We start from the raw sequence: 18,317 nt of genomic DNA on the forward strand, positions 1-18,317 counted from the left end.
TGCCGCGGCAGTCAGCTCAGGGAGCCGAGAATGTCACGGGCGGCGGCGATGGCGGCCTCCTCGGCCTGCTGCTGGGTCGTGGTGGAGTCCTTCCGGCTGAAGGTGTAATCCGCGGTGACCGTGGCGTTGCCCTCGCGGACGATGGCCTTGGCCGAGGCGAGGCCCCCGTCCGTGTCTCCGCCGTAGACCATGAAGGCCTCCTCGCCCAGCCCGCTGACAGGCCGCGAGTCCATCACCTTGTACAGCTCCCCCCGGTCCTTGAGGGCTGTCTTCTTGTACGTGGCGTACATCTCGCTCGCCGCGGGCATGACCACGACGTGCGCGTCCAGACTCAGAAACGGACTGTCATAGCCCTGGCTCTCCCACCTCGGTGACCTGGTGATCATCGTCGCCAGATCCTTGTCGTCCATCAGGCCGGGCGTGCACTCGGTTCCGGGTGCGATCTTCTCGATGGTGGACGCCTTGATCAGCTCGCATCCCTCGGGCACCTTGGTGAACGCCTTGCCCGGCTCCTCCGGCTCGGCGGCGCCGCCCGGGACGCCCGGTGGTCTGCCTGTGGCGGCGTCGTTGTCGTCGCCGCCTGACGTGGCGATGGTCACGCCCGCGACCACGGCCACGGCCAGAGCCGCGGCGCCAGCGATCAGCCACTTCCGCGAACCGCTGCCGCGGGGAGCCTCACCCGGTCCGCCCGCCGGAACCGGCTGGGACCAGGGCGAGACCGGGTGAGGGGCCTGACCCGGCATCGGAGGCGGCATCTGACCCGAGCCCTGTGCCGCGGGCCCCCAGGCCGGTGTGGCCTGCCCGAGCGGCTGGGTGGGACGGCTCTCGCCGAAAGCCTGCCGGGGATCCACCTGCGGGGTCTCACTCACGTGACAGCCCTCTCTCCTCGTTCGGTTCACGTCCACGGGGCCGGCTCGGACCCGCCCCGCGCGCCGAACTCTTTCGCGAGGCGATGCAAAGCCGATGAAATCCCGCTGAAGCGAGGAACCGGCCGAACTCTCCGGGGCCGGCCGCGGTGTGAACCGAGGTGAAAGCTGCCTCAGATACCTTCCTCCGGCGGGAAGCCGATGCCGCTGAGCCCGTCGCGTGCCTCTTCGACCTGTCGTGGATGGTCACCGGCTCCGGGCAGGGAAAGGGCGGTCTGGAATTCCTGCCGGGCCTCCGCACTGAGACCCGCCGCCGCGTAAGTGCTGCCAAGGCGGATGCGGACCGCCATCTCCAGCCCCGCGCTGGTGTGCTGGGTGAGCGTGGCGAGCGCCTGGTGGTGGGCGTCCACCGCGGCGTGATGGCTGCCCTGGATGTGTTCCACGGTCGCGAGGCGCGAGAGGCTCGCGGCGCGCAGTGGCAGGTCCTCGGCCTCGCTCGCCAGTTCCGCCGCCCGCCGCAGCAGGTCCTTGGCCTCCGGGTACCGGCCGGCGGCCAGGTGGGTGTCGGCGGAGAAGCACAGTGTGTTGCTGATCGCCCTGGGCCGGCCGTTTTTCTCGGCGATGGTCAGGGCGGTCGCGTTGAGCTCGAATGCCTGCTCGTGCCGCCCTTGCTGGGAGTGGATCGCGCCGAGACTGCAGACCGCTATCCCGGTCAGCCAGTCGTCGCCGAGCCGGTCTGCCAGCTCCACCGCCTCGTTCAGATGAGCGATCGCGTCCTCGATGCGGCCCAGCATCCACTCGGCGACGCCCATGCCGGCGCTCGCCCGGGCCCGTTCCCGCAGATCGTCAGGGCCGCAGCCGTGCTGCACCGCTTCGGTGAACCAGGTGTGCGCTTGCTGGAGCCGGCCCTGGTAGAGGTCGATCATTCCCATGCAGTTGCGCAGCGCGGAGGGCATCCGCCGGTCGGTGGCCAGGTCCGCGCAGGGCAGCGCGATCTCCAGTGCTGCCCGGCACTCGTGGTACTGGCCCTGGTGGACCAGATGGTCGATCAGGGCCTCGGCGATCCAGCAGGCGTGGTCGAACTCGCCGGCGGCGGCCGCGTGAGCGACCACGTCGATCAGTTCTCCGCCCGCCGCAGTCAGCCATGCCGAGGCCTCCCGCCCATCACGGAAGGGGAGGCAGGGGACGTCGGGGCCGGTAGGGAAGGCGTCGGGACCCTGGTCGCCGGCGATGCGGCCCGCGACTGTGTAGAGACTCAGTACGGCGGCGCGGTCGGCGGCGGCCTGCTCGGGCGCCTCGGTGGCGAGGCGCCACGCGTGTGCCCGTACGAGGTCGTGCAGCCGGTAGCGACCCGGATGCGGCTGCTGCAGCAGACTCGCGTCGACCAGGTCCTCCAGAAGATCCCCGGCGTCCTCAGGGGAACCACCCAGCACGGCGGCAAGGGTGAGCTCGTCGAAGCGGGCCGTCGGAACCACGCCCAAGGCACGGAAGGCGCGGCGCAGTTCGGAGGTGAGCTGGTCGTACGACAGTCGGAAGGCGGCCTCCACGCTACGGTCCTCGGCCCGCAGTTCGCCGAGGCTGCGCGAGCCGTCCGACATCCGGCCGGCGAGAAAGGCGAGCGTCCAGGACGGGCGATTCTGGAGCCGGGCGCCCGCGATGCGCAGCGCCAGGGGAAGTCCGCCGCACCGCCGGGCGAGTTCGAGAGCCGCCTGGGGTTCGCGGTCCGCACGGGACTTCCCGAGGAGTTCGCGGAGCAGTCCGACCGCCTCGCCAGCGCCCAACGGCTCCACGGTGAGCCGTAGATCGGTGTCGAGGCCGGCCAGCCGCTGTCGGCCCGCCACCAGGACCCGGCTCCCCGGGCCGGCGGGCAGGAGCGGGCGTACCTGCTCGGAGCTGCGGGCGTCGTCGACGACGAGCAGCAGCCGTAGTGCGCTCGTCGCCGCGCGCCAGGCCGTGACCAGTTCCCCCAGGTCGTCCAGGTCGTCAGGCACTTCGTCACCGCCGTCGTGGACCGCACGCAGCAGGCGGCGCAGTGCGCGCCGCGTGTCGCCGCCTTCGTGGAGGGCGCTGTGCGTGTGGAGGTCCACGTACAGGCAACCGTCGGGGTAGGCATCGGCGAGCGTCCAGGCGGCGCGTACCACCAGGGCGGTCTTGCCGACCCCCGCCGTGCCGTCGACCGTGACCACGGACACGGCCCCTGGGGCCATGGGGGCGGTGAGCAGGGCGAGTTCCCGCTCGCGGCCGACCAGGCAGGCGCTGTCGCCCGGGAGGTCGTTGCGGCGGGGGCGGGGGGCGCCGGTGTGACCGGACTTGTTGGAGAGACGAGGCGCGGGAGCCGATTCCTCGGGCCGACCGCCCTTGGGAGCGGCGGGGACGTCGGCCGCCCGCTGCTGTGCCGGCCGGCCGAGGAGGAGACGGTCGTCCCGGCGCAGTACGGCCTGATGCACAGTGCGCAGTTCCTCGCCGGGCTCCACACCCAGGTCGTCGCGCAGGCGCCGGCGCATGTCCTGGTGGACGGCCAGCGCCTCAGCCTGTCGGCCGCTGCCGTACAGGGCCCGCATCCGCAGCGCGGCGAGCGGCTCGTCGTGAGGCTGGAACAGGGGCGCGGCCATGAGTTCGTCCAGCGCTTGTGGGTAGCGGCCGAGCAGCATCAAGCACTCAACCCGGTCCTGGTGCAGCATGCGCCGCTGCCGGGCGAGGCGTTCTCGCTCGCTGTCGGCGAGGGGACCGGGAAGACCCGGCAGCGGTTCTCCACGGAACATCTCCAGGGCCCGGCTGCCGTGCTCCAGTGCGGAGTCGAGATCGGCGGAGGCCTTCGCCCGCTGGGCGCGGGAGATTTCCGCGGCGAGATCAGCGAGGTCGGTCCGCGCTCCGTCGGGTGCGAACCGGTAGCCGCCGCGCCCACTGTGGATCACCGACCGGCGGGGTTTGCCGGCAGGTGCTCCGTCGAGCGCCTTGCGCAGTGCGTAGGTGTAGCTCGGCAGGACCCGGTGGCCCGTGGCCGGGAGATCGTCCCCCCAGACGTCGGCGAGGAGTTGCTCGTACGTCACGAAGCCCGGCGCACGCAGGATCAGAGCGGCGAGAACCGCCTGCCGTCGCACCGGGCCGAGCGCGAGCGGCGCATCACCGCGGCGGGCCCGGACCGGCCCGAGCAGGTCGATCCGCAGGTCCCCGCTTCCGTCGGTCACGCTCTCGCCGGATTCCTCGGAATCCATGCCCATGGCCAAGCCCCCGTGTCCCCGTACAACCCGTGCCTGCCCGGTCTCTCGAAACCCTGGTTCACGAGGATTTCATCGGCCTTGCAGCGCCTCGCGGAAGAGTCTGCCCGGTTGCGTCGGGTGCTGCCGCCGAACCCGACGCGGAGCGAGCGACCCGGCGGCGTGATATCCGCCACGCGGGCCTGCAGTCGACCGGCCGGCACGTCACGGGAAGAGGAAATTCCGCAATGTCTCACACCAACCGCGCGCCTGCCGCAGGGCTCACCCGCCGCGCCGGACGATGGGAACGCTACCGAGTCACCCACCCCTTCTCGCCCAAGGACCAGGCGGCCCTGTGGGGGGCGATCGTGGGCGTCGTGGCACTTGCCGTACTGCTCGGCTGGGCACTCGACATGAAGGGCGGTGTGGTCATCGTCGCGGCAACTCCCTTCATCGTCTCCTGGTTCGAGAAGCGACGCACTGCGTTCCAGTTCGATGCCGTCGGCGTCCGGTTCGGCGACACGCAGCTGCCGTGGGCCGACGTCACGCAGTTCGTCGTGGCCACACCGCCGGACGGTCCGCACACGCTGATCGGTGCGAGGCTGCGCCCCGGTGCGACGTTGCCGACGGGAATGAACGTCCCGTCCCAGCGCGCCGACATGCCCGCACCGGTCCATGTGCCCGTCCCGCGTTCCAAGTTCGACCTGGCGAAAATGGTCGGCAAGGCACGCAAGTACGCCCCACCGCACATCCAGATCGTGATTGCCGAGCCGTCAGGCGAACGCATGGCGACCTGATTGTTCCAGCCGTTGGGGCGGCTGAAGAGCCTGTTCGGGCAATTCTTCGACACGAGCCCGCGCGACGCCGTGGCGGACAGCCTCGGCCGCGTGCGCGATCGTGTTTGCACGATCCCGCCCCGCTCGGCGGCCACGCGTCGCGCGGACCGACCCCACTGACCCTGTGCGGAGGTCAGGACGGTTGCAGACATTGCAAGCCCTCCCCCCTCTCCTGAGGAGACGGATCGTGCGTGCCCTGACCGCCAGTCGATGTGCAGCCGCTTTCATCAGCCTGGGGACCCTGCTCAATTCGCTTGTGCGTGGTGTGGACAGCGCCTTCGTCGTCCCCGATGCCCTGGTGGGTGCCGTGCTCGCGACAGGGGCGGTCTTGCCTGCCGGCCTGGCGGGCCGGGTGCTGACGATTGAGTTCGGGGCGGCGGCCGGTGTGTTCAGCGTGGCCACCGCCGAGCATGTCGTCCACGAGGAGTCCGCTATCGGCTCTCTGGCCTTCGCACTGATCTGTGCGGCGATGGCCGGGCTGCTCGTCCGGCGTGCTGAGCTGCCCTCACAGTGTCCGTCCCCTCAACCGAGGGCAGCAGAAACCCACGCCAGTCCAGAATGAGCTCCCCGGCCCCGCCTGCCCGCGACGTCCCCGGTCTGCGTCGCCGCGGCTGGCTCGGGGCGGCCGGTGAGTGCGTACAGCTCCAGGGGTGTTCCTCCACCCACGCACAGCACCCGTGGTGGTCTAGTGTTCGTGGGTGCCCTGGTGCGTGTCGCCGTGTCCGTCGAGCGTGCGCAGCACGAGAGGACCACCATGGCCTTCTCGGCGGAGTGCACAGGGTACTCGCCGTACAGTGCGCGCGGGGTGCAATGGTTCCGGCGGGACCCTGGACAGCGGTCACCCGGGACACCACCGCCAGCTCGCCCAACCTGACCCTCTCCTGGAAGTGGGGAACGTCGACGATGTTGAGAGAGCGCTCCGTGAGTTGATGTCCTGCTGGACTGTCTTCGCCTTGGTCTGTCCGGCTGCCGGGGCCCGTTTCCGCGGCCCCGGCCGGATGGAGCCTGGCCGGAGACCCGATCACCGCATCGATTCAGGCGAATCGCTCAATGATCGCTGCCGTGATCTGCTCGGCTGCGTCCTCCTGAACGAAGTGTCCAGCCTCATGTAGCTCGACGATCTCGAGGTCGGTGAACGCGGCGCGGATTTGTGGCAGGCACGCCTTCGGCCGGAACACCATGTCCCGCATGCCCCACACTGCCAGAGTCGGCTTGTCACCGAGGATTGCCGGCACGTATTCGGCGAGCTTCTCCAACAGCGGCCGAGCCGCGCGGATCTGACCAGGCATGACCGCGAGGCCACATCGGGCTTCTGCGGTGGGTTGGACCAGTCGATAGTGATCTGCCTGGGCAGCAGTCAGTGCGGGACCGGCCTTGCCGAGCAGGAACCGCTCCACGAGCAGGTTCTGTTCAAGGATCCGGCGCTGCATCGGCCGGCTGCTCATAACCACACTGAACACTCGATTCACCAACGGTTCGACCGGCCAGAACGCGGTGTTCCCCAGAACGACTCCTCTTACGCGATTCGCGCGCGTGGTGGCCGCGCCGAGCCCGATCGGACCGCCCCAGTCCTGTCCCGTTACGACAAAGCCGTCGAGCTGCAGGTGATCGACCAGCTGACCGACGACCGCCGTGAGTTCAGCGATGGTGTAGCCGAAACCGGAAGGACGCTCCGACAGCCCGAAACCGGGGTAGTCCACAGCGATGCAGCGGTACCGATCCCGCAGCCCCTTGATGAGGTGCCGATAAAGGAAGCTCCAGGTCGGAGAACCGTGACAGAACACGATCGGAGGACCCGAGCCCTCGTCGACATAGTGCAACCGACCTGCCGACGAGTCGAACCAGCGTGACCTGAACGGATACAGGATCGGATCGGGCACAAAATCGATCATCGTTGCTCTGTCCTCCCGGTCGGATCGGCGGACAACCCACCATCATGTCACTACAGGTGTAGAGCCTCGCGTCGAACTCTACACCTGTAGCATTGGACCGTGTCTGCAAGTAGCAGTGAGCGGCGGGAAATGATCGCCGATTGCGCGATCCGCATCATCGCCCGCGACGGCGTGCGTGCCCTGACCCATCGAGCCGTAGACCGCGAAGCACGCATACCGCAGGGCTCGACCTCCTACCACGCGAAAACCCGCATCGCGCTCATCGAGCTCATCGTGGACGCGCTCACCGCCAGATCGACAACAGACGCCAAAGCTCTCGCCAAGGCATTGCACGAACGACTCGAGCAAGAACCCCGCCTCGACCCCGATGAGCTCGCCGCGCTGGTCGCGGGACTGGTCGAGACACTCGCGGCCAGACGCGACGAGATGAGAGCCCGCTACGCCCTCCTCCTCGAACTCGACGACGCGTCATACCTTCGAGCGAAACTGACGATTCAGTCAGAAGTGCACACCATCACCCGGCAGGTCACAGCGACGGCCCTCGCCGGAGCATGCCTGCCCGCGTCGGACGATAGAATCGAAGAGCTGATCGCACTCACCGACTCGCTCGTGTTTTATCGAACAACAGTCCGTGAACCCCTCGCAGTACGAGCGATTCTCGCCGCGTACCTGCGCGGCAGCTCTGACACTCACAGCTGAGCAAGCCCCACCCTCTGTCAGCGCACCCTCCGCAAGGCGAACGGCACCAGCCCATAAGGGCATCGAACATGTCCCGCCAGCGAGCCAGGTCTACGCTATGGCCCGCGGCCAGCTCTTGATCTTCGTCTGTCCACACAGCACGCGATGATCACCGGTGGCCGCACCTGCCCTCACACCGCCCCCTGGCCAGCGAGATCGCGGTCTACGGCCGGAATACTTACGATAAGCATGCTGGTCAGTCTCGGCGCCTTCGGTCGGAGGAGGTTCGCGATGACACACGATGGCGGGCTGAGGCTGCATCTGCAGCGTGTCCTGCGCGCACCGCGCTCGGTCGTATTCCGAGCGTTGACCGAACCGCAGGAACTGGCCAAGTGGTGGGGCCCTGACGGGTTCACCATCCCAAGTGTGGAAAGCGACCTTCGGCCAGGCGGTGCGTATCGGATCGCCATGCAGCCTCCGGAGGGCGATCTGTTCTACCTGGTTGGGGAATTCGTTGAGGTCGCCCCTCTGGAACGCCTGTCCTACACCTTCCGGTGGGAGGATCCCGATCCCGAGGATCGGGAGACGGTGGTGACGCTGTCGCTTCGCGATATCGGCGGTACACGGGCCGAGTTGGTCATCAGCCAGGGTGACTTCGCCACCGAGAGGCGCCAAGCTCTTCACGAGGAGGGCTGGACCCAGAGTCTCGACAAGCTGGAGCAGCTGCTGTCGTCGTCCTGAGATCTTTGCCGCGGGGAGGGGGCCCTGACAGTAGCCGTACCTGTCTTCGCACCACCCCTGAACAGCAAGACGACCGCTACCTCGCCCCCGGCGTGAGCCTCGCGCCGGTCTCCCCCGCCCCTTACACCGCGGTCACCGTCCGGCAGGGGTCTGCCGCCGAGGAGACCGCGGCCGCCGAAGACGTCCCTGCCGACGGGACGAGGGTGCGCGTCCAGGCGGCGGCCGAGGCCCGTGACAGCACCGGGAGCTGGCCGCTGTCCTACGACCTCGACCTCACGGCCCGCTCCGGCCGGTGGGAGATCTCCGCACTCCCCGCCGCAGCAGCATCCGAGAGGGCAGGCGGGCGATGAACACGTCGGCATCGATCGTTCTGGCCGGGAAGCTGGACAACCTCGGCGACAGCTGAATCACCATGCTGGAGGACTGGGCCACCAAAGGCCTCGGTGCGCCCGCTCCCAAAGGTCATCTGGAGCAAGATCAGCACGCCCCCCGGGAAACACTCTGCCGACCAAGATCACTGAGCACAAGACCCACAGCTGAACTCATTCTGAAACGATCAGTAAGTCCATTGCCATCGTACGGAGTTGACCGGGCCGTCAGCCCCCTTCGATGATCTCGCGATGTGTGCCGTACGTTGCGTCCGGGCCGTGCCTCACCGCGCGGGACGGCCTCCGCCGATCGAGTAGGCCCCAGACCCCCAACCCTGTTCCCTGGACAGGGCGATTGTAGTGACGGGCCAGAGAATCCGGCGCCTGCGGTCCGGCTTCAGCGGGTCGCGCGGCTGCGCACGGCGCCGCGGGAAGCAGGGGTGCCGGGTGCCGGGGTCGGCGACCGGGTTGCGGGCCGCGATGAGGGGAGCGGTGCTCAGTCGCTTTGGATCAAGCCCTGCTGACGGAGTTCGCTCGTGAGGGTGGTTTGGCGCGGTCGGCCGGTGTCCGCGGCACCGGGCTGTCACCGGACTTCTACGGTCCGGGCATGAGTATTCCTTCTGAGCCGATCGGCAGCATCCCGCGTTCCCCGGAGCTGCTCGCAGCCCTGTCCAGCGCTGACGGCGACCTGCCGGCCGAGGCTGTGGACCAGGCCGTGCGCGAGACCATCGAGTCGCTGGAGGCGGCAGGCGAGCAGGTCGTCACGGACGGCGACCAGGCCAAGCCCGACGCATGGACGTACCCGCTCGCCGGAGAGACCGGCCTGGCACCGGACGGCATCGTCGTCCGGTACGCGGACGGACACCAGCGCCGGTTTCCGCGCCTGACTGCCGGCCCGCTGCGATACCGCACCAACGCCGAGCAGTACCTGCGGACCGCGCTCAAGCACGCGAAGGTCCCGGTGAAGCAGGCCGTGGTCGCCCCGTCCATGCTGAGCCTGTTCTATCCGCCCCCGGGCATCGACGGATACTCGCGCGAGGCGTACCTCGAAGACCTTCTGAGCGAGGCGGAGAACGAGGTCCGCGGCTGCCTCGAGGCCGGCGCGCACCGCGTCCAGCTGGACATCGAGGAGGCCCGCCTCTCGCTCAAGCTCGACCCCAGCGGCGGCGTGCTGAACGACCTCATCGATCTCGACAACCGGCTCCTCGAGCGCTTCAGCGACGCCGAGCGCGCCCGGATCGGCGTCCACACCAGCCCGGGCGCGGACCAGGACTCCACCCACAGCCTCGACATCGACTACGCGGAGCTGATCCCTCAGCTGTTCCGGCTCCTTGCCGGCAACTTCTACCTGCAGCTGGCAGGCGAGGCGGACCCGGAGCGCGTCCTGCGGATCATCGCCGATCAGCTGCGACCGGGCATCCGCGTGTTCGTCGGCGTCATCGACCCGATCGACCCGCGCGTCGAGACCGCGGAGGAGGTCCGCGACCGCGTGTTGCGCGCCGCGCGCTTCATCCCGGTCGACCAGCTCGGCACCTGTGACGACGCCGGCTTCGCGCCGTTCGCCGACGACCAGTCGACCAGCCGTCAGGTGGCGTTCGCCAAGATTCGCGCCCGCGTCGAGGGCACCGGGCAGGCCGCGGAACTCCTGAGCGGAACATGACGGCCCCGGCGCACAGCGTGCGAGTCCCATCCGAGCTCCATCAGCTGGGTGCCGTCCGCGGTCCGTGCGGACCCCGTCGGGGATCGTTGTGGCATGAACGACCAGCGTGATGTGTGGGCGGCCGGCGATGCCTACGAGCAGTACATGGGCCGCTGGAGCCGTCTAATCGCGGAGGGGTTCGTGACGTGGCTCGACTGCGAGGCGAACCTACGATGGCTGGATGCGGGATGCGGCACCGGGGCGTTGACCCACGTTGTGGAATCCCGATGCCGGCCGCGGAACGTGGTGGGGCTGGACCTGTCCGAGGCGTTCGTCGCCTCGGCCCGCGCCTCAGCGCTCTCCACGGCGAGCTTCGTGGTGGCCGGAGCGGAGTCGCTGCCGATGCGCGACGAGGCGTTCGACGCGGCCGTCAGCGGACTGGCGCTCAACTTTCTTCCCGTGCCGGGCGCGGCGGTGGCCGAGTGGGTCCGGGTGGTGCGGCCGGGTGGGTTGATCGCGGCGTATGTGTGGGACTACGCCGAGGGCATGGCGTTTCTGCGGCACTTCTGGGACGCCGCGGTCGTGGTGGACCCGTCGGCTGCCCAACTGGACGAGGGCCGGCGCTTCTCGTTCTGCCGGCCGGATCCTCTGCGTACGCTGTGGACGCGGGCGGGGCTGATCGATCTGGCCGTCGCCCCGATCGAGGTGCCCATGGTCTTCGCCGGGTTCGCGGACTTCTGGGAACCCTTCCTGACCGGACAGGGACCCGCTCCTGGCTATGTCAGCGCCCTCGACCCGGCCGCTCGGGAGCGGTTGCGTGAAACGCTCGGCGGGTCCGTGCCCAGGCGCCCGGACGGGTCGATCGCGTTCACTGCACGGGCCTGGGCGGTGAAGGGCAGACGGCCGGTTCGCGCCGCGGAGCGTCCGGCGGGGTGAGCGGATCCGGACAACCGCCGGGCAGGCAGAGGCATTTCCGAGCTGCGAGCTGGACGTTGTCAATAGCCCCCTGTCCATGCGTGGCGGACAACCCCGAGACCAGGAGCGATTTGCCGTCGAGGACACGGTCGACCGGACGGTGCTGCGCGCCTTCCCGGTCGACGGCGTCGGCCTGACCCTGCCGCAGCCGGCCCTGGCCTGGGTCGTCTCGCGGGGCGCGCACGTCGTGGCCATTCCGGGGACCCGTTCAGTTCCCCATCTGCGAGAGAACCTGTCCGTCCTCGACCTCGACGTACCGGGCGAGACTCTCGCGGCGGCGGGGCACGAGCTGAACGGCACGACGGTCCACGGGGCCCGCGACAACGAGGCCACGCTCGCCGAGATCGACACCGAGCGCTGCGGCGCAGCAGGCTGACGCGGGCGGTGCCCGGGGTGGCGATGAGGTCCCGCTGACGGTGACCACCCGCGCTCATACGTCGGAGAACCAGTGCGGCGGCTGGTACACCACAAGATCAATTATGAGACACGCCCTGAGCTGAGCTGAGCCGTGCAACGGTGTCGAAGGCGCTCTCCCCGCGCGGTGGCCTACCGTCTGTGGACACGGTGACCGCACTGGCACAGGCGCTGAGACTGCGGGTGGACGATCCAGGACCACCGCGACGCCGGCCTCGATTGCCTCAAGCACCGGATGTCCTCGCGGCCGATCCGACGCCGGTCGTGGGCGGAGTTGCCGTGCTTCCCCGCCCACGAGGGTGGTCAGCGTCCGGCCTGCAAGGCTGCCCAGGTCTGCGGGCCGACGTCGCCGTCGACGCCGAGGCTGCGGGTGGTCTGGTAGTCGCGCACGGCTTGTTCGGTGTTGGGGCCGAAGTCGCCGTCGATGCCCACGGTGCGGCCGAGTGCCGCGGTCAGTGCTCGCTGCAGTCGGCTGACGTCCGCGCCGGTCGCCCCGTTCTGCAGCGCCGGTGTCGAGCCGTACGACAGCAGGGCCGTCCAGGTCCTGGGGCCGATGTCACCGTCGGCCGTGAGGCCCCGGGCGGACTGGAAGGCCTTCGTCGCCGTTGCGGTGTTGGGCCCGAAGTCACCGTCCGGTTCTCCCGGATTGTGTCCGGCGGCGATCAGCCGGCATTGCGCCGCCTTGACCAGACTGCCGGTCGATCCCTGCTGGATGAGGGGGTACGCAGTGAAGTCGAGGTTGATGCCGCTGCAGGTGGGCGCTGGTGTGCCGCCGCAGTTGTTGCTGGTGACGTTCCGCCAGGTCCGGCCGTTGGCCTGGCCGTACTCGACGCCGTTGAACCAGGGGCGGATCCGTTCGGAGGTGGAGTTGCCCCAGGTGGCGGATCCGTTGTTGTCGGCGTCGTACGCGAGCTCGAAGTGCAGGTGCGGGTGGTTGTTCGAGGTGGGCCCCGTCCTGCCGACCCGGCCGATCAGCTGGCCGCGCTGCACCGTCTGGCCGACGCTGACGTCACGGGTCTGCAGGTGCAGGTATGTGGTGAAGTAGCGCTGCCCGTGGTTGATCTGGATCACGTTGCCGGCGTTGGAGTGGTAGAAGGACTGCCGGACCGTGCCGGAGGCCGGAGCCAGCACCGGTGCTCCTTCGGTACCGACCTGATTGGGCTCGCGGACCATGTCGAGAGCGGGTGCGTGTGCCCAGGAGTCGAGTCGCCACTGCTGGCCGCAGGTGAAGGGCAGTTGGAAGGCGATCGGCGGGGCCGCCGCGGCGGCCGGCGGCGCGGCCTGCCAGGGCAGGACGACGAGGGCGGCAACAGCCACGAGCAGTCTGACGAGCAGCCCTCCTGGGCTGAGCGTGCGGATGTGGGATGTCAACATGTCTCCTTCTTCGGTGCCGAGTTCATGCGTGTCCGGGGCGGGGTGTGCGGGCGGCGATGGGACGGCAGGTGCCCTTCCGCTGTGGCTGGGCGCCGCGGGACAGCCGCGTTCGGTCGCGGTGTGTCGCCCACATGGCGGTCACGATGAGGGCCGAGGTGGGGGCAGCCACGTACGGCCCTCACCGTGAGCTCGCCGACGAGGGAGCGACCGGTGCGCTGAGCGTGCCCTGCGCCGGTATAGGCCGGGTATTTCCGAAGGTCACCCGCCGCCCTGGGCGGTGGTGTCAGCCACGGACCGCTCACCGGGGGGGGCACGCCGCGCCGACGGCGTGCCCGGGTCAGGGCTGAGGGCAGAGCGCGCCGGTGTCCTGGCCGGGGAGGTGGCGGTCGAGTTGCGCCGCGGTGGGCGGTGAGGCGGCGGCGCGGCAGATGCGCCGGATGGCTTCGGTCGCGGTCAGCGGCCAGTGGATGATGCGCTGGTCGGCTCCCGCGGACAGCAGGGTTCCGTCCGGGGTGAACGCCAAGCCCTGCACGTCTGCCGAGTGGCCGGTGAGGGTGGCGATGCGCCGGTGGGTTCGTACATCCCAGACGACGATGGTGTGATCCTCACCTGCCGAGGCGAGGAGGCGTCCGTCCCTGCTGAAGGCGAGCGTGCCGACCGCTGCGGTGTGGCCGGTCAGGGTGCCCCTGCTCTTCCCTGTCCGGGTCGACCACAGGCGCACCGTGTGGTCCGAGCCGGCGGTGGCGATCAGATCGCCCGCCGGAGCGGCCGCGATGTCCTGCGTGGACCCCTGCGTGGCCGGGAAGGCCTTCACCAGCCGGTCGTCGGCGGTGCTCCACAGGGCGATGCCGCCGGCCGGTGTGCTCGCGACGAGCATGCCGCCCCGGGCGGGGTAGGCCATGGCGGTCGAGGTGCGCGGGCCGGGCGGCGCCGGCAGGGGACGGGGGTGTGCCGGGTCGCCGACCTTCCAGCGGAACGTTCCTCCCAGGGACATCACGGTGACCGTGCTGCCGTCCGGGCTGAAGGCGACGTCCGTGCCGGTGCCCATACCGGTGAAGGCGATGGTGGTGTAGCGCCGCCCGGTCGACGGGTTCCACAGAGTCAGGGTGTGGTCGCGTGTCACGGCCGCCAGCACTGTGGCGTCCGGGTTGAACGCGACTGCCTTGACGTGGTCGGAGTGTCCGCCCAGCAGCCGTTCGGCGGCACCGGAGGCATTCCAGATCCGTACGGACCTGTCGTCGCCGGCGGAGGCGACGAGCCGGCCGTCGGGGCTGACGTCCACGTCGTTCACGGCGCCGCCGTGACCGCTGAAGGGAAGGGCCGTCCGGCGCACCACGATGGTGCGTCCCAGGCCGCCCGAGACCACCGTGCTCGCGTCCGGTGCCAGGTCCAGAGCCATGGTCTCCGAGCGGTAGCGGTCGGCGTGGCGGGCGATCTGCTCGCGGCGCCGGTAGTCCCAGATCGAGATCATGCCCTCTTCGTCGGCGATCGCGATCCGATCGCCGACCGGCGCGGAGATCATCCAAGGGAAGGCTGTTTGCACCGGGAGGTCGGCGAACTGGCGGGCCGAGCGGCCGGTCAGTCGCCAGAACCTGATGCCGTGTTTTTCGGAGGCCGTGGCCAGGACATCGGGTGTGGAGCCGAACCGGGCCACTTGGACGCCTTCGGTGTTCAGCTCGAAGCGACGGCGACCGGATTCGATGTCCCAGACGGCCACCGTCCCATCGGTACGCGCAACGGCCAGCGAGCGCTGATCGCCGGCCAGGCTGAGTGCCGCGGGCATACCGGTGCGCAGGAACACGGCCTTGCCACCGCCCAGCGTGGCTACCCGTGTGCCCTCGCCCGTGCCGTACGCCACGACCGTGCCGTCGGCGCTGAAGGCCAGACCGTTGCTGAGGTCGCCGGACACGACCTGCTTGAACAGCACCTTCCCCGACCGGACCTCCCGCACGACGACCGAGCCTGCGGTCGGCTGCTGCGGATTGTTCAACCGGGCCAGGGACGCCAGCCGGGTACCGTCGGCGTTGAAGGCCACCCTCAGCGCGAAGAACCCCTCGGGGAGCGGCTTGACGACATGCTCGGTGAAGGAGGCGAGCCTCTTGCGCCGTTTCGGATCCCACAACTCCACGGTGCCGTCGCTGGTGGCCGCGGCCACCAACGAGCCGTGAGGGGACAGGGCCAGGCCGAACGACGCGGGCCCGTTCGTGTTGAGTACGACTCTGGGCTGCGCGGACGCCGACGTACTGATCACCGCGCCCAGGGTGTCGGCGTCGGGATGCAGCCGATAGGCGGCCAGGGCGAGGGACCGGGCGACGTCCGGGTCGGTGGCAACCAGCGAGCGCGACGTGAGCGCGGCCTGATGGGCCAGGACGGTCAGGTGCTCGCGCTGGGCCACCTGCCGCTGCTGCCAGGCGGCACCGCCCCCGGTCACGGTCGCCGCCAGCAGCACCGCCAGCACCACCGCAAGGACCCTCAGCCGGCGGACCCGGCGCCGCGCCGCAACGAGTTCGGACTCGGCCAGCTCCTCGCTGGCGTCGAGGAACTCACGCTCCAGAAGGTTCAGCTCCGAGCGGTGCGGGCGCGCCTCGGCCAGCCCCGAGCCCCGGTAGAGCCCTCCGGCGTCCCGCCCCGACTGCTGCCAGACCCGAGCCGCGGCGGTGAGCCGCTGCCGTACGACCAGCCGCCGACGGTCCTCGCTCAGCCAGGCCCGCAGCCTGGGCCATGCCACGATGAGCGCCTCATGCGCGATCTCCACCCGGTCCTCGTCCACGACCACCAGGCGCGCCGCCACCAGCTCGTCGACCACATCCGCGATCGCCGCGGCCGGTCCCATCCCGTCGAGTTCGGTCTGCGGGACCCGCCGCCGGCTGTCCCGCACCCCGTCCTCGTCCAGGCTGATCAACCGCTGCATGAGCCGGCGCACCAGGTCCTGCTCGGCGGGTTCGAGCTCGGCGTAGAGGTGCTCGGCGGTCCGGGCGATCGCATCGTGCATCCCGCCCCCTGCCTCGTACGCCGCGAGGGTCAGGGTGCGTCCGGCCCGGTTGCGCCAGGTCTCCCGCAGCGCGTGGGACACCAGCGGGAGTGCGGCGGCAGCGCCGGAGGCCTCCGCCACCACGGTGGCCAGCAGATCGGCGTCGACCGAGCAGCCCTCAAGATCCGCCGGCCGGACGATCAGCTCTCTCAGTTCCGCGGCCGACGGCGGACCGACCAGCAACTGCGCCTCGCTCATCAGCGCCGGCGCCAGCTCGCTGAGCCCGGTCATCTGGACGAAGAAGTCCGCACGGACACTGAGCACGACCTTCGTTCCGGCATGGGACGCCGCTAACAGCCCGGCGATGAATTCCTCCCGTGCCGTGGGATCGGAGCACATGGTGAACAGTTCCTCGAACTGATCGACCACCAGCAGCACTTGCTCGGCGGGCCGGTCGTGCTCGGCGAGCGCGGCCGCGAGCTGTTTCACCGGCTGGTCGGTCGGCGTCATCATGACCGGCTGCCACCGAGTGGTCGTATCCCGCCGGATCCGGCCCAGCAGGCCCGCCGCCAGAAGCGAGGTCTTCCCCGATCCCGACGCGCCGAACACGACGACCACGGGGAAGCGTTCCACGCGCTCCCACAGCAGCCCGCACAGCCGGTCGCGGCCGAAGAACCGGTCGTGATCCGAGGAGGTGAACGCCGGCAGACCCCGGTAGGGGTTGGCCCCGACCGGCACCAGTGCCGCGACGGGGACCGGAGAGGGCATGAGGTCCTCGTCGCCGCGGAGCATCGCCTGGTGCAGGCGCTGCAGACCCGGGCCGGGCTCGACGCCCAGTTCGCTCCCGTACAGCGCATGGGTCCGCCTGTAGAGCTCGAACGCCTCGGCCTGCCTGCCCGAGCGATACAGGGCCGTCATGAGCTGGCCGCGGAGCGACTCCCGAAAGGGATGCCGGGGCAGCAGCTCCGTCAGCTCCACGACCACCTCGGCATGCCTGCCGAGGGCCAGACCGCAATCGGCCCACCGCTCGTGCACGGCAAGACGCAGCTCCTCCAGCCGGGCCGCCCGGGTCGCGACGGCTTCGGTATCCAGGAACTCCGCGAACGCAGGCCCGTTCCAGCACCGCAGCGCCTCACCGTGCAACTCCTGCGCGCTCGCTGTCTCACCCTGTCGCAGGGCTTCCTCCGCCTGGAGGGCGAGCCGTTCGAACCGCGTGGCGTCCAGCGCATCACCCGCCACCACGCGATAGCCGTCGCCCTGCCGTTCGATGCGCTCCGGGCCCAGGAATTTGCGCAGTTGATGGACGTAGAGCTGCAGGTTCTTACGCGCCGAGCGTGGCGGTCGCTCGCCCCACAGTGCGCTCATCAGGAGCTCCGAAGGCACGGGCCGGTCGGGCCTGCTCAGCAGGACCGCGAGCAGCAGACGCACCTTGGGCGATCCGATGTCGACCGGCAAGCCCTCGCGACGGACCGCCAGATCCCCCAGAATTCCCAACTCCACTCGGCCGCCCCCAAGGCTGCATGGATCAACGCTGGCGGCCCGAAGGTACACCAGCCCCTCCGACGCAGACCCGCGTCTGCCCGCCCGAGCCACGCATGACGCCGCGCTGACGTGGATCAGCGGACTGCCGCATGGTGCGGTCTCCCGGGCGTCCGGGGTGCGTCTGTAGTCGGTGGTGCCGTGGCCGAGGAGGTTGTTGGAGCCGTCGCCGTAGCGGAAGTTCGCGGTTCCGTTTCCGGCCACGCGGTCGAGTGAGTCGTAGGAGTACGTCCCCTGCCCGTCGGTGACCTTGCGTTCGAACGCGTCGAAGGCGAGGGATCTGGTGCCCGTCCCCTTCTGGATCGCCGCGAGGGTGCCCTGTGCCGTGTAGGCGTAGGTGGAGGTGCCGTCGTTCAGCAGGCGGTTGCGTTCGTCGAACGTGGCCGTCACGGAACCCGCCGTGGTCCGGTTTCCGGCCTCGTCCCACTCGTAGAGAGTGGTCTGCTCGTCTTTGGTCCGGTACTCCAGGCGGCCTGCCTGGTCGTAGCCGTAGACGGGCTCGCCCGCTCCGGCCGTGCCGCTCGTCTGCTTCCAGGTCAGGCGGTCGTCGAGGTCGTAGGCGTACGTGGTGGACGCGATCTGAGTGGTCTCGTCGGGGTTGGTGATGATGTCGTCGGTGAGGCGGCCGAGGCTGCCGTAGCCGTAGCTGCGCCGCGCCGACTCGACCCAATCGGACGAGCCGGGCGGCTGGATGGCGTAGCTCTCCATGACCGGGCGGCACGGCGGCGTCCCACTCGTACCAGATGTCCGCGCCGGTCATCTCGTTCCACAGCCAGTCAAACCCGCCGGCGGAGTCGTAGCCGTAGGCGGTGGAGTTCTCGGCGTCC

The 18,317-nt window shown here is 69.8% G+C and carries 12 protein-coding genes and 2 pseudogenes; 8 read left to right on the forward strand and 6 right to left on the reverse strand.

Features of this window, described 5'->3' with window-relative positions:
* Window positions 1–11: 11 nt before the first annotated feature.
* Both ACZ6SQ_RS00220 and ACZ6SQ_RS00225 read right to left on the reverse strand, forming a co-directional pair.
* Window positions 12–869 (reverse strand): hypothetical protein, encoded by an 858-nt coding sequence (locus ACZ6SQ_RS00220; protein ID WP_469554809.1) that lies wholly within the window; start codon window positions 867–869, stop codon window positions 12–14.
* Between the two features lie 170 nt (window positions 870–1,039).
* Window positions 1,040–4,087 (reverse strand): AfsR/SARP family transcriptional regulator, encoded by a 3,048-nt coding sequence (locus ACZ6SQ_RS00225; RefSeq protein ID WP_469554810.1) that lies wholly within the window; start codon window positions 4,085–4,087, stop codon window positions 1,040–1,042.
* A gap of 224 nt (window positions 4,088–4,311) precedes the next feature.
* On the opposite strand from ACZ6SQ_RS00225, the gene ACZ6SQ_RS00230 reads away from it, so the two are divergent.
* Both ACZ6SQ_RS00230 and ACZ6SQ_RS00235 read left to right on the forward strand, forming a co-directional pair.
* Window positions 4,312–4,860: a hypothetical protein gene (locus tag ACZ6SQ_RS00230; protein WP_469554811.1), complete on the forward strand. Its 549-nt coding sequence runs from the start codon at window positions 4,312–4,314 to the stop codon at window positions 4,858–4,860.
* 226 nt (window positions 4,861–5,086) lie between these two features.
* On the forward strand, window positions 5,087–5,461 hold the full coding sequence (locus ACZ6SQ_RS00235) for a hypothetical protein (RefSeq protein ID WP_469554814.1): 375 nt from the start codon (window positions 5,087–5,089) through the stop codon (window positions 5,459–5,461).
* 472 nt (window positions 5,462–5,933) lie between these two features.
* Here ACZ6SQ_RS00235 and ACZ6SQ_RS00240 read toward each other — a convergent pair whose 3' ends face one another.
* Window positions 5,934–6,791, reverse strand: coding sequence for a haloalkane dehalogenase (locus ACZ6SQ_RS00240; protein ID WP_469554816.1), 858 nt, complete (start codon window positions 6,789–6,791; stop codon window positions 5,934–5,936).
* 99 nt (window positions 6,792–6,890) lie between these two features.
* Between ACZ6SQ_RS00240 and ACZ6SQ_RS00245 the strand changes: the two genes are divergently transcribed.
* From ACZ6SQ_RS00245 to ACZ6SQ_RS00270, 6 genes are all read left to right on the forward strand, one after another.
* Window positions 6,891–7,490 (forward strand): TetR/AcrR family transcriptional regulator, encoded by a 600-nt coding sequence (locus ACZ6SQ_RS00245; protein ID WP_469554819.1) that lies wholly within the window; start codon window positions 6,891–6,893, stop codon window positions 7,488–7,490.
* Window positions 7,491–7,718: 228 nt separating this feature from the next.
* The gene (locus tag ACZ6SQ_RS00250) at window positions 7,719–8,210 is read left to right on the forward strand and encodes an SRPBCC family protein (RefSeq protein WP_469554820.1); all 492 of its coding nucleotides are present in this window, start codon (window positions 7,719–7,721) and stop codon (window positions 8,208–8,210) included.
* A 92-nt stretch (window positions 8,211–8,302) separates the two neighbouring features.
* Window positions 8,303–8,560 carry a hypothetical protein gene (locus tag ACZ6SQ_RS00255; protein ID WP_469554822.1) on the forward strand — a complete coding sequence of 86 codons (258 nt, stop codon included), beginning with the start codon at window positions 8,303–8,305 and terminating at the stop codon, window positions 8,558–8,560.
* A 625-nt stretch (window positions 8,561–9,185) separates the two neighbouring features.
* On the forward strand, window positions 9,186–10,238 hold the full coding sequence (locus ACZ6SQ_RS00260; protein ID WP_469554824.1) for a uroporphyrinogen decarboxylase/cobalamine-independent methonine synthase family protein: 1,053 nt from the start codon (window positions 9,186–9,188) through the stop codon (window positions 10,236–10,238).
* A 93-nt stretch (window positions 10,239–10,331) separates the two neighbouring features.
* Entirely contained in the window at window positions 10,332–11,153 is an 822-nt protein-coding gene (locus ACZ6SQ_RS00265) for a class I SAM-dependent methyltransferase (protein ID WP_469554827.1), read from the forward strand.
* A gap of 76 nt (window positions 11,154–11,229) precedes the next feature.
* Window positions 11,230–11,568 (forward strand): hypothetical protein, encoded by a 339-nt coding sequence (locus ACZ6SQ_RS00270; RefSeq protein ID WP_469554828.1) that lies wholly within the window; start codon window positions 11,230–11,232, stop codon window positions 11,566–11,568.
* A 341-nt stretch (window positions 11,569–11,909) separates the two neighbouring features.
* Here the strand turns inward: ACZ6SQ_RS00270 and ACZ6SQ_RS00275 are convergent.
* The 3 genes and pseudogenes from ACZ6SQ_RS00275 to ACZ6SQ_RS00285 all read right to left on the reverse strand — a co-directional run.
* Window positions 11,910–12,377 (reverse strand): annotated as a pseudogene (locus ACZ6SQ_RS00275) (peptidoglycan-binding domain-containing protein); the annotation flags it as partial.
* Window positions 12,378–12,518: 141 nt separating this feature from the next.
* Window positions 12,519–12,980 (reverse strand): annotated as a pseudogene (locus ACZ6SQ_RS00280) (M23 family metallopeptidase); the annotation flags it as partial.
* Window positions 12,981–13,317: 337 nt separating this feature from the next.
* Window positions 13,318–18,198 carry an nSTAND1 domain-containing NTPase gene (locus ACZ6SQ_RS00285; protein WP_469554831.1) on the reverse strand — a complete coding sequence of 1,627 codons (4,881 nt, stop codon included), beginning with the start codon at window positions 18,196–18,198 and terminating at the stop codon, window positions 13,318–13,320.
* Window positions 18,199–18,317: the final 119 nt, after the last annotated feature.

It is taken from the genome of Streptomyces sp. NPDC048600, assembly GCF_055587025.1.